Annotated in this window: 12 protein-coding genes; 9 read left to right on the top strand and 3 right to left on the bottom strand. The window is 44.1% G+C overall.

What is annotated here, in order from left to right; genetic code table 11:
* Positions 1-2 precede the first annotated feature (2 nt).
* Genes GCHA_RS07480 through GCHA_RS07460 form a run of 5 tightly spaced genes read left to right on the top strand, consistent with a single transcriptional unit; the run spans position 3 to position 5,867 of the window.
* The gene (locus GCHA_RS07480) at positions 3-1,391 is read left to right on the top strand and encodes an RDD family protein (RefSeq protein ID WP_007986699.1); all 1,389 of its coding nucleotides are present in this window, start codon (positions 3-5) and stop codon (positions 1,389-1,391) included.
* A 25-nt stretch (positions 1,392-1,416) separates the two neighbouring features.
* A complete protein-coding gene (locus tag GCHA_RS07475; RefSeq protein ID WP_007986697.1) occupies positions 1,417-2,403 on the top strand; it encodes an XdhC family protein in 987 nt (328 codons plus the stop codon).
* A complete protein-coding gene (locus GCHA_RS07470; protein WP_007986695.1) occupies positions 2,400-3,086 on the top strand; it encodes a nucleotidyltransferase family protein in 687 nt (228 codons plus the stop codon). The genes GCHA_RS07475 and GCHA_RS07470 overlap by 4 nt, the downstream gene beginning before the upstream one ends.
* Positions 3,087-3,114: 28 nt before the next feature.
* Positions 3,115-3,615, top strand: coding sequence for a (2Fe-2S)-binding protein (locus tag GCHA_RS07465; RefSeq protein WP_007986693.1), 501 nt, complete (start codon positions 3,115-3,117; stop codon positions 3,613-3,615).
* A complete protein-coding gene (locus tag GCHA_RS07460; protein WP_007986691.1) occupies positions 3,612-5,867 on the top strand; it encodes a molybdopterin cofactor-binding domain-containing protein in 2,256 nt (751 codons plus the stop codon). Before GCHA_RS07465 ends, GCHA_RS07460 begins: the two co-directional genes overlap by 4 nt.
* A 30-nt stretch (positions 5,868-5,897) precedes the next feature.
* Here the strand turns inward: GCHA_RS07460 and GCHA_RS07455 are convergent, their stop codons facing one another.
* The 3 genes from GCHA_RS07455 to GCHA_RS07445 all read right to left on the bottom strand — a co-directional run bounded on the left by GCHA_RS07455 (position 5,898) and on the right by GCHA_RS07445 (position 8,332).
* Positions 5,898-6,398, bottom strand: coding sequence for a PTS sugar transporter subunit IIA (locus GCHA_RS07455; protein WP_007986690.1), 501 nt, complete (start codon positions 6,396-6,398; stop codon positions 5,898-5,900).
* A 4-nt stretch (positions 6,399-6,402) separates the two neighbouring features.
* Positions 6,403-6,786, bottom strand: coding sequence for an ACT domain-containing protein (locus GCHA_RS07450; protein ID WP_007986688.1), 384 nt, complete (start codon positions 6,784-6,786; stop codon positions 6,403-6,405).
* A 496-nt stretch (positions 6,787-7,282) separates the two neighbouring features.
* Positions 7,283-8,332: a patatin-like phospholipase family protein gene (locus tag GCHA_RS07445; protein ID WP_007986686.1), complete on the bottom strand. Its 1,050-nt coding sequence runs from the start codon at positions 8,330-8,332 to the stop codon at positions 7,283-7,285.
* Between the two features lie 348 nt (positions 8,333-8,680).
* On the opposite strand from GCHA_RS07445, the gene GCHA_RS07440 reads away from it, so the two are divergent.
* Genes GCHA_RS07440 through GCHA_RS07425 form a run of 4 tightly spaced genes read left to right on the top strand, consistent with a single transcriptional unit; the run spans position 8,681 to position 12,215 of the window.
* The gene (locus GCHA_RS07440) at positions 8,681-9,844 is read left to right on the top strand and encodes a methyl-accepting chemotaxis protein (protein WP_007986682.1); all 1,164 of its coding nucleotides are present in this window, start codon (positions 8,681-8,683) and stop codon (positions 9,842-9,844) included.
* Between the two features lie 21 nt (positions 9,845-9,865).
* Complete coding sequence (locus GCHA_RS07435) at positions 9,866-10,150, top strand: STAS domain-containing protein (RefSeq protein WP_007986679.1); 285 nt, start codon at positions 9,866-9,868, stop codon at positions 10,148-10,150.
* A gap of 5 nt (positions 10,151-10,155) precedes the next feature.
* Positions 10,156-11,835 (top strand): SpoIIE family protein phosphatase, encoded by a 1,680-nt coding sequence (locus tag GCHA_RS07430; RefSeq protein ID WP_007986677.1) that lies wholly within the window; start codon positions 10,156-10,158, stop codon positions 11,833-11,835.
* A gap of 14 nt (positions 11,836-11,849) precedes the next feature.
* A complete protein-coding gene (locus tag GCHA_RS07425; RefSeq protein ID WP_007986676.1) occupies positions 11,850-12,215 on the top strand; it encodes a response regulator in 366 nt (121 codons plus the stop codon).
* The last annotated feature ends 21 nt before the right edge of the window (positions 12,216-12,236 follow it).

Here is a 12,236-nt window from a genome sequence, read left to right as displayed (position 1 = left end):
GCGTGAGCGAATCAGCACAAACTTCTTCCGACCAAGCGCCCATTGACTCCTCTCATTTAACTCAGAAAGAAACCCGCAACCAGGTGACGCCCTACGCGTTTCACGTGTCTAAATCGCTTTTCGGCACTCCTTTAGCAAGGCCTATTAAGCGTGGTTTCGCACTGATGGTCGACGCTGCACTAGTCGCCTTGTTGAGTCAAGCAAGTAATATTTTCTTGGCACTTATTGCCGCTGTGACTTTTTTTCGTGCGGGAAATCGCCTAAAGAAGAAAAAACGCTTTAATGTGGCGCGAATTTCCCTGCGATTTGTCACGGCCATTTTGCTGTTTTTAATTGCTGCACAAAGTATTGAATTTTTCCAAGAGGTGATAGAAACCCCAGATGAAAATCAAAAAGTGCGCTCAGAATTAGTCGAAGACGATGCACTCGGCGATTTAGAGTTGGATAAGGTCGAAGATTTAGCGTTGATAGGGTTAACCGCGAAATATCTATTTGAAACGAAAAGCGTGGCTAAAGACATCGAATACGGCAAGTGCATTGAGCCGTTAGTTTGCTGGACGACGCTAGGTGAAAAACTCGCGACGGATTTAGCGACTATGCCCATAGATAAAAAGGTTGCGGAAGAGCTGTTTAGTGGGTATCGCGATGCAGTCAGTGACGATTTATCTCCTCAGCAAAAAAGCCAGCTAGAAGTTGCCATGACACAAACGTATGAGCGCATGTATAGCCAGAACCGCCTTTCGCAAAGCAATACAAAACAAAGCGAAATTGAACAAAGTGAGGTGGATAAGATTGACTTTGAAAACGCCGTTAAAGGAAGTACTGAAGGTGAGGCTCTGTCTGACAACCTTGAAACTAACGCTGAAAGCGAAAATGCTGGCCAAAGCGCTGAACAAAAAGAAAATGCACAATCCTTTTTTGACGCCTTAAGCGAAATAGAGGGCCCACGTGCACAGGGCTCGTCACCACCGAGTATTCTGGCGTGGCTTCAAGGCATCGCTGCAGATTTAGGGCTTGGCTTTGGTTGGGCTGCGTTTTACTTTAGTATTTTCACCGCTTGGTGGAGAGGACAAACCCCTGGTAAGCGTTTACTCGGTATTCAAGTGATTAAACTCGATGGCAGTAGTTTGAACCTATGGGAAAGCTTCGGTCGTTACGGTGGTTACGGTGCGGGTATTGCGACCGGTTTATTGGGTTTTCTACAAATTTACTGGGACCCGAATCGTCAAGCGATCCAAGACAAAATATCTGAAACCTTGGTGATTGACTTACGCAAGGAGCGTGCGGCGTCTGAGCCTTCATCACCCGTTGCATCAGCGACACAACCCCCTAAGACACAAACGTCAAAGACGCATTCTTTTAAGACACAAAGCAATGAGCCTTCACAATAAACAACCAATCATGAGTAGTCGTTAAGTGGCAAATAGATTAAATCAATTGTTAAAGCAGTGGCAGAGCAGTAGAAATACGCAAAAATGGGTATTGGCCACCATCATAGAAACCGACGGCTCTTCATATCGTAAGCCTGGCGCTATGATGATGATAAACGACTTAGGACAGTATTACGGACTGCTAAGCGGTGGTTGCTTAGAGTCAGACATTATGTTGCAAGCAAGGCGCTGCTGGGACTCTGGGCGCAATCGCATCGTAGAATACGATATGCGTGAGGAAGAAGATTTGGCGTGGAAACTGGGCATTGGCTGCGGCGGTATGGTGCGTATTTTATTGCAGCCAGTAGATGAACATAACCAATATTTACAGTTGGGCGAACTTTATTCTCTGCTTGAAAACAATAAGAGTGCAGAATATGGGCAAGTAGTACATGAGAAAGCACCACAAAATATACTGCGAGAAGCCAGCGTTGATGCTGTGCTTGAACACGAAGCGGGCGTATTCAAACAGCTTCTTAAACCTGCTCCGCATTTGGCCGTGTTTGGGGGCGGAGTGGATGCTCGGCCAGTGGTAGCAATTGCGGCGCAACTTGGCTGGCAAGTGACCTTGGTTGACCCGCGTACCAGTTATGCACGAAGTGGCCATTTTGATAGTGGGGTGAATGTAGTGCGCGAAGCGATTGAGTCACTTGAGCACAGTAAATGGTTACAACACATTGATATGGCGATCATTATGACGCACAACATCAAGCTAGACGCAGCGTCATTGGCGTTAGTTCAGCACAGTAGCGCCAAATACGTGGGTATGCTTGGCCCAGTGCATCGCACAGATCGCGTACTTGGTTTAATTCCAGTCTCCAGAGAGAACCTAGTTAAACCGTTGGCCAATCCAATTGGATTACGCTTAGGTGGCGAGTTACCTGAGTCGATTGCGCTGTCAATGTTATCTGAAGCCCATGCGTTTATTGAGCAGCAAGACGGGCAATCTATTAGCGGTATACTCGCTCGATGAGCGCAGGTTCACAGTGCGCAAGCTCACAGAGCACGAGTTCACAGAATACTGGCTCACACAGCACAAGTTCAATCAACGTCGCGGCATTGATGCTGGCTGCAGGGCAGAGCAAGCGTTTCAATGGAATTAAACAACTCGCGAAGGTCAACGGACAACCTATGTTGTCGCATACACTGACACAGTTGACAGAGCATGGCGATTTAACACGAGAGCTTTGCGAGTTTAATCTTGTTTTAGGGGCAAATGCCGCGCACATATTACCCTATGTCCCTGACTACGTATCGCCTTGTATTTTTCCCCAATGGCAACAAGGCATGGGGGCGACGATAGCGTTTGGAGTACAAAAGGCGAACAGCGAGTCATCCCATTTATTGGTGACTTTAGCTGATCAGGTCGCTATAACGCGTGAGCAGGTAACAACAATGTTGCATCATTGTGCTGCTAATCCGGAAAACATAATCGCTGCTCGCTACAAGGGTATTTTGGGCGCGCCGGTTATTTTTCCTAGAACGTATTTTTCACTTTTAAGTGAATTGGATGCAGACACCGGGGCACGAAAAATATTGCAACAATACAGCGCATCTGTTGTGGCAATTGATCTACCCAACGCCCAATTTGATATAGATACCCAGTTGGAGCTACAACAGTGGCACCAGTCAATGGGGCAGGACCAAAAAAACTAAATAAAACATCACCCATATGGAGTGTTAAATGATTCGTTTTAATTTGAACAGCAAACCAGTTGAAATAGATGTTGACCCGAATATGCCTTTGCTTTGGGCGTTGCGGGATATTCTTGGTATGACAGGCACCAAGTTTGGCTGCGGCATGGCACAGTGTGGTGCCTGTACAGTGCACCTTGATGGCCAGCCTATTCGTTCATGTGTTATGCCCTTATCCGCTATCGCAGACAAAGAAGTGAGCACCATAGAAGGTTTGTCTGCCAGTGCTGAGCATCCAGTGCAACAAGCATGGCTTGAACACAATGTGCCTCAGTGTGGTTATTGCCAGTCGGGCCAAATCATGAGTGCGGTGGCGCTGTTAAACGAACATCCTGATCCTGATGATGAAACTATTGATTCCTATATGCAGGGCAATATTTGTCGCTGCGGAACCTACCCACGTATTAAAGCAGCGATAAAAACGGCAGCAAAAAATAAGCAAAGCGCGTTTGATTACTCCCTTGGAAAAGAAGTAGGAGGGCAGGCATGAGCACTAACAATGATATAAAATCGCTTAGCCGTCGTGACTTTTTGCGTTATACCAGTGTTGCTGGTGGTGCTTTTGTTTTAGGTACTATATTGCCTGGCGTATCACCTGTTTGGGCTGCTTCTGAAACTGATGACAGTTCGAACACGCTGAATTTATTTGTCAGTATCGACAATAACGGCACGGTCAATATTGTCTGTCATCGCAGTGAGATGGGCCAAGGTGTGCGTACCGGTATTCCACAAATTGTGGCTGAAGAGCTATGTGCTGACTGGACAAAGGTTAATGTAGTGCAGGGGCTAGGAGATGAGGCGTACGGTAGCCAGAATACTGACGGTTCGCGCTCAATTCGTCGTTTTTACACCACCATGCGCGAGATGGGCGCAACCGCCAGAACCATGCTTGAACAAGCCGCCGCACAAAAGTGGAATGTACCTGTCAGTGACGTGTTCGCTGATAATGGCATGATTGTACATAAGCCCTCTGGCAAAACCCTTGGCTTTGGTGAGCTAGCCAAGGCGGCTAGCGCTCAACACGTTCCGCAGGTAAAAACGCTAACGTTTAAATCGCCAAAAGATTTTAAATTGATCGGTAAACCGGTCACCTCTGTTGATTTGCCCAACGTACTAACAGGTGACACCGTATTTGGTCAAGATGTGCAATTAGAGGATATGTTGTACGCCACTATTGAGCGATGTCCTGTGGTGGGCTGCACCGTAAAAGCTTACGATAAAGATGCCCCTTTAAAAGTGGCGAATGTGGTTGAGGTAATTGAAATGCCTAAGCAGCACTTTCCGGTGTTGTTTAAAAACCTAAATGGGGTTGCGGTGTTGGCCAACAATACATGGTCAGCCTTGCAAGGACGCCAAGCATTAAATATGCAGTGGGATTTAGGCGAAAACCAGCGCCACGATTCAGCGGCTTATTTGGCTGACCTCGAAAAGCGCATTGTGACTAAAGGAAAGTCAATTCGCAGTGCTGGCGATGCATATACTGCCTTTGATTCGGCCAATAATACCTTGTCAGCAACCTATACTGTACCTTATTTAGTGCATGCCCCAATGGAGCCACCAGCGGCGACAGCAGTATTTAAAAATGGCCAGTGTGAAGTGTGGGCTTGCACGCAAACGCCACAATCAACCCAACAAAATGTAGCTGGCGCATTAGGCATTGATAAAAGCATGGTCAAAGTTAATGTGACCCTGCTAGGCGGCGGATTTGGGCGTAAATCGAAACCCGATTTTTCAGTGGAAGCAGCGATATTGGCACAAAAAACCGGCAAGCCGGTTAAAGTGGTGTGGAGTCGTGAGGACGATATTCGCCATGGGTATTACCATGCGATAAGTGCTCAGCATTTCCAAGCAGGGCTAGATGATTCAGGCAAGGTAACAAGTTGGGTACAACGCACTGCCTTTCCAAGCATCAGCTGGACATTTACCGGCACCACAGACGAACCGCAAACCGGTGAATTGTCGTTAGGCTTTGGTGATCTTCCTTTTGCGATTGAAAACCTCTCTTGTGAAGTACATAAAGCGCCGGCACATGTGCGTATCGGGTGGATCCGATCCGTAAGTAATATTCAGCACGGTTTTGCTATTGGCTCATTCGTAGACGAAGTGGCAACAAAGGCAGGCATAAGCACCAGTGATATGTGGCTAAACCTGATAGGCGAGGACCGCATTGTTGATCCAAAAACCCAAGGTTTTCAATATGAGAATTATGGTGAATCGTACGATAATTTCCCTATTGAAACGAAGCGCTTAAAAAATGTGTTGAATATGCTGTTAGCAAAATCAGGCGCGAATAACTCGACATCTGAAAACGAAGGATGGGGGATCAGTGTTCACCGTAGTTTCGTTTCTTATGTAGCTGTGGCCACAAAGGTTAAAGTAGAAAATGACAAGGTGACAGTGCTTGAAATGCATTCGGTGATTGATGCCGGTCGCGTGGTGAATCCTGATAGGGTGAAATCACAACAAGAAGGCGCGATGATATTTGGGTTATCGATTGCGTTAATGGGAGAGATTACCATTAAAGAAGGTGCAATTGAGCAATCGAATTATCACGATTACACCGTATTACGTATGCACCAAAGCCCAAAAATTGTGACGCATATTGTTGAATCTGATGCGGCCCCTGGAGGCGTGGGAGAGCCAGGTGTTCCGCCAGTGGCGGCGTCAGTCACTAATGCGATTTATCACGCGTCAGGTAAGCGTATTCGAGCGTTACCCATTAATAAGCACTATTCAGTTTAGTTAGGCCGCCAGGCTTAGAAAAAATAAACGTTAAACGAACAGGGTCATAGCAACGTCTTGCGCTGCTATGGCCTGATAATAATGGCCTTGAATAGAAGACAGTTTCTGCGGGTTTTGAACGGTAAATGGGGATAATGTGCTATGCAGTGCCCGGCGCATTTTAATCAAATCAAATTCCAACAACACCTCACCAGTCTTATAGGCTTTGCCCACTTTGGCCACGCGTTTAAATCCTTCACCCATCATAGCGTGACTATCCATACCCAGCTGCATATAAAAACGTAGACCGTTCTTCGCGGTTAACGTAATGCAATGGCCCGTTTGTGGAAACGACGTGATAACACCTGAATAGGGAGCAAGCAGCTGATATCCAGATGGCTCGATAGCGACCCCTTGTCCATACATTCCTTGATTAAAGAGCGCATTAGGGATAGACGCTAATGGCACAATTTTGCCTGCCAGTGGGCTGCTAACGGCTAGCGCTTTATTAAACTTTTTTGGGGCGTCAGGGCGAACAATAGAGGAGAGCAAAATATCACTCGGTCACTTTATAGCCATCACGGCGCAAGGCATCTACCGCGTTAGACAAATCATTGTGTTTAATTAAAAAATAATCTGTATCGAAGGTCGATACCACGAAGATACTTACGTTAGCTTTGGCAAAGACAGATCCTAACTGCGCCATTATACCAACCATAGACAAACTCAGTGGGCCAAGCACTTCAAGGGCGCGCCAATTGCCATCACTGGCTTCACTGTTTAACGCGATGTTATCCGGTACGACGACACTCAATTCATCTTCGGTTTTACCGATAAAGAAAATAGGGGCTTGCAGTACTGCACTGGGAATAGTCGCGTCGTGATCTAAGCTATGAATACAAAAATGCGCTGGGTGTAAAGCTAAAGTCTGTTTGGGCATGAACGATCCGTTGTTAGAAATGTGAAGTGGTTATTTTGCTGGGTTTGCTCCACAACGCAAGTATTTATGCTTGAGTGAGCTGACATATTTGTAGCGATGAAGGGGTTATTATTTATTGGAATGGGTATAAAGCCCAATGGTTGGACCATGTTTATTTATTCAACACTGGTCGTTTAATTACTGATCGCATACCCAGCATGATCGATCAAATCAAATGTTGCTTATTCACAAATTCTTAGTCTGTTATGCACATTCACTGTGTTTTATACCCGTGTTATCCACTGAATCTGTGGATAACCTTGTTGAGTTCTCGATAATTATACCTTAATCGCTTGATATGACTCACTATTTTCCGGTTGGTTGTAAAACGCACAGTTTATCTACCCGAGCATTGATGTTGATAACTTGCAATAGAGGAAAACACTTTTTTGAATTAATTTATTTGACCGAATGTTCATCGATTCTCTGGGGATCGAACTCGATCCCATTTACTCAGTTAAGAAAGTCGCTTTATTTTCGATAAATTTTGTTGTTCAAGAAATTCATGAAAGCTGTCAGCCAGTGCGTCAGTTTGGCGTAATACCTGTTGCCAATAATTTATGCGCACTTGTGTTGTCATTTTAGTGAAGTCTTCTCGGTCAGGAATTTTGTTGAAAGGAAGAGAAGCGATAAACGCATCAGAGGGCACTAACATAACGGTTTTATCATAGTTTTGTGCATTTACGCTGCGCTTGAGCGATTTATCAAACCAGCCTGCCTTGGGTTGTGCACTAAAATGCGGGTAAAGGGTTAAGCCAGATGAGTTTTGGAGTGAGATATCAAAATGATAGTCAATAATGCCACCATCACGATACATACCATTTGGCGCACCGGGAATGTTTTTAATGCCTAACATCACCATAGGTATTGAGCCCGACGCTAACAATGCTTCTTTTATGTTTGCTTCGGTTAATGAAACCGTGTGAGTAGCAAAACCACTTTCATCTTCAATGGCGAGTGTACTGTTGGCATTTTGAAAAACAAAGCGCTCATATTGTTTGGTCAACAGACGGCGATTGACTCTGTTCAATGCGTAACTTTTGACTAATCCGGCTATTTGTAATGATTTTCGCTCTGATGCCACTAAACCATTCGATTTAGCGACTAAAAAGTGCGCCTTGAATACAGGATTGTTTATGACTTCTTGAGCGCCATTTTCAGCAAATACGCGATCGAGAAGCACCCGGGCACTATTGCTTATTGCTATCGGCGTAACATCATCTTCATAGGTAGTTTCTGAATAGAATTTCGCTAGGCGACTGATGGCTGCCACAGGGTCGTTTTGCGCAAAGCACGCAGCGCGAAATGCCCCAGCCGAGGAACCAATGAGGTTTAATGACTGGCTACGATTGCTAAAAAATTGGCCGAATAGGTATTTGTCCAGTCCAAATAAACTAAACCATTTAGGACCACCACTGGCACCTAAAAACGAACTGAAAATGTGTTGTTGAAACCCGTCTTTTTCAATCAAGGCTAGCGCTGATTTACCCGCGTAAATATCTAACATAAAACGAAAATTAAACTGTCATTCAAATCATTGAATGATATTACCGTAATTTGCCTGCGCTTTGCTTGCAAAAATCAGCTGATTTTCGCCAATTCGATGGATCCAACAATGGTAATAATGAGTCGAATAAAAAATCGGTAAATAAAAATAAATTCTGAATATTTTTTGCTTAAGTCTAAAGTATTAACTGGTTAAATTGATGCTTAAATTATCTTAATTAAACCTTGTAGTGTTCACTAACTTTATTTTTATTTGTCCCTATTTAATTGAAATGTATTTAGTTTTTATCGGTTTTTTTCTTGCGCTTTCTCAATTAGCGATTAGCTTTATTAACCATCAGGGTAATTTTTGGAAACGATTTTGAGAACACGTTGGTTGATGTTTTTACTGGTAGCAATCCTTTCGTTGTTACTGGTTTATTTTGTTGATCCCTATGTCGCATTAATTCCTAACTTGCTTTTTTCCGTTTGGCTTATTTGGATACAAAGCCAACAGAGTGAGGCTATCCCTCAGCATGAAATTACGCGTTCTGCTGAGTCTGATGTGCCTAGTACCGATGACACCACCTTTAAGGTCAGTGAATTGCTTCCTGAAGTGATGCCAGCAATAGAAGAGTGTCAGCAAAGTATCGACAATATCTGTGGCACCCAAACAGATGCCGTAGGGTTATTAAATAGTGCGTTTGCAGATTTACAGCAGCTTATTAATCAGCAAAGTAGCAGTATTTTAACGTTAATTTCGGTTGCTGGTGATACCGATGAACTATATAGCGATCGTATGCGTCAATTCGCCAATAGCACTGAAGTGACGCTAGATCGCTTTATTCAATCAACTGTTGATATGTCAGCAGCATCAATGGAATTACTCGATAAGGTCAACAAGATCCATGAAGCTTTACCGCTAGTTATGCAAGCCTTAAAAGACATAGATGGCATTGCATCGCAAACGAACTTGTTAGCGCTCAATGCGGCAATTGAAGCTGCTCGAGCAGGTGAACACGGTAGAGGGTTTGCTGTGGTGGCAGATGAAGTGCGTTCTTTGTCTAGTCGCTCATCTGAATTTAGCGAGAGTATTCAAAAACGCTTGCGTTTTGTTAATCAAGAAATAGGGGAGTTAACACAGGAAGTGGGTACGCTTGCCTCTTATGATGTTACCTATGTTATTGATGCAAAAAGAGATATTAAAAACGCACTACACGACATTATTACCAAAGCAGAAGCTGATGCAAACGTTATTCAAGATTTAGATGGCATATCTAAAAATCTTGAGGTCGCCCTTGGCCAAGCCATTCGTGCACTGCAGTTTGATGATATTAATATTCAGAACTTGGGCTATACCAAAGAAACGTTAGTGTTTGTTTTGCAACTATTGAACGTGGTCACGTCGGTACAAAACGACGAGGAACGTGAAGAGTTCTATCGCTTGAGAGAAGCATTTCGCGCTAAACGTGAACAGAAGCACAATCCAGTGTCATCAGACAATATGGATGAAGGTGATTTAGAACTTTTTTAATGATTGTGAGGTTAGGCCTGTATGAGCGAAGTAAGAGTGTTGCATGTTCCCCAGCGATTTGATTTTAGCCAGCATAAAACGTTTACCGAACAATATAGTGCAATGCTAGAGGAAACGCTGTGCCAAAAAATCATTATGGACTTTTCGCGCACAGAATATCTTGATAGCTCCGCGCTGGGCATGATGGTTTTATTAAATAAAAAAGCCAAGGCACAGAATATTCATGTGTCGGTAAAAGGAGCGAAAGATAATGCCAGAGATATCTTATTGATTGCCAATTTTGAAAAGCTGTTTGAATTCGAATAACTCCTATGCCTCTGAATCCTCTGTCAGGTCGTCGTTTTTTGTTAGTCGATGACGATGAAAGTTATCACTACACCATCGGTCTGCGTTTGACTCAAAAAGATGCGACGGTCACCTCAGTATTTAGTATTCAGGAGGCCAAGACGTTATTGATGAGTCAGCCATTCGACTTAATTTTACTTGATAGCTATTTGGTCGATGGTTTGGGCGCTGAGTTGCTCGAATTTATGCTGCAAAACAAAGTGGCGTGTCCTGTCATTATGATTACGGGTGATGAAGAACAACAATCGATGCAGCAGTATTTTTTGTTAGGTGTCAGTGGTTACTTATTAAAACCCATTAATGTAGAGCTCTTAGAGTTAGTGGTGCAGCGTTGTTTAGATGCCCATTTAAATGAACAAAAGCTACAACAACAAAATCGTGAGCTAGAACAATTACTCGATGAACAACAGCAAGAAGAAGAGCTTGCACGACATGTTTATCGCCATTTATCTCAGTCGTTTTCAGATCAGCCTGATGCGATTCAAAGTTTCATGCGTTCTTCAAAGTCTTTTAACGGTGATTTTTTCGTGGCTGAGCAGTTACAAAATGGCAATACACTTATGATTTTAATGGACGCCGCAGGACACGGCTTGGCGTCAGCAATCAGTGTATTACCTGCGGTATCTACCATTCGTGCGATGCTCCATGAAGGGACCTCAATGCAAAACATCGTGCATGAAATTAATGCCAAGCTTTGTGCCGAAATTCCTGAAGATCGTTTCGTGGCAATGATTGCCATAGAGGTTAATTATATACAAGCGGCTATCAGTATTATTAACGCTGGCATGCCAGAGGTGCTGATACTTAACGAAAATGGACAGGTTCACAGCTGCATAAAATCTCAGTCTTTGCCTCTTGGTATTGTCGAGCGTAATGATTTTAACCCTTATGTGCATACTCACCCTTTGCACACCAACCAACATCTATTTTTTTACAGCGATGGCTTGATTGAACAGCGCGGGGTAAACGGTGAAGCGTTCGGGAAGTCGGGGCTGACTAACGTGATCCGGTCATTAAATTCGACTAACGCATTACTAAACCAGGTGGTAGATGCTTTTTCTTGTCACAGCACAGGGGCACAAGTAGAAGATGACGTATCAGTATGCAGCGTGAGTTTGGGGCAACTGCATGAAATGTATCAAGGGAAACAAGCGTCCGTTGATGGCTTGCGCACAGGGCATATGCAGTTAGTGCTGGACTTTGCTGGGGACTTACTCGCCCCTGGCAACATGATTTCAGTGCTCGATGATGTTTTAAATCGTATCAAGCTCAATACCTTGCTGCGCCAAAAAGCATTCACCGTATTTTCAGAATTAATTAATAACGCATTGGATCATGGCGTATTGCGCCTTGATTCGAGCTTAAAGCACGACTTCGAAAGTTTTGGTCAGTATTTAGAAGAGCGGGAAAACCGCCTAAAAACACTTGAGCAGAATGATCGTATCCGGCTGACGTTGGGTTTCGAACCTGAAATTGGCCAACTTTACTTTGATATCGAAGACAGTGGTAGCGGTTACCAACAAGTACCGAGTGAACAGGTGGAAGACGAGGCGTTGTTCGGCAGGGGACTCAATCTTGTCCATTCACTTTGTGAACAAATACAGGTATTTGCACCAGGAAATAGAACTTCAGTACTTATTAAGTGAGGGAAATAACCACTATGAGTAAACATATATTAATCGTCGACGATTCGGCGTCTATCAGGCAAATGGTTGAAATGACATTGAAATCAGCTGCTTATCAAGTGACCACCGCAAACGATGGGCAAGCGGGATTAGATCTGTGTAAAAAACAGCAGTTTGATTTTGTTTTAACAGATCAAAACATGCCCCGTATGGACGGACTGACTTTAATTAAATCGTTAAGAGGGTTAGCCAATTACCGAACCATACCCATAGTGGTATTAACCACAGAGGCGGGGGATGACATGAAAGCCAAAGGCCGAGCAGCCGGCGCGACTGGTTGGATGGTGAAACCGTTTGATCCTCAAAAACTACTGGCAGTGTCGAGTAAAGTTTTAGGCTAGCGTTTCTGGTTAAAGAGGTAA

This window comes from Paraglaciecola chathamensis S18K6 (genome assembly GCA_000314955.1).
Taxonomy (GTDB): domain Bacteria; phylum Pseudomonadota; class Gammaproteobacteria; order Enterobacterales; family Alteromonadaceae; genus Paraglaciecola; species Paraglaciecola chathamensis.
This window is presented reverse-complemented; position numbering and strand designations above follow the sequence as displayed.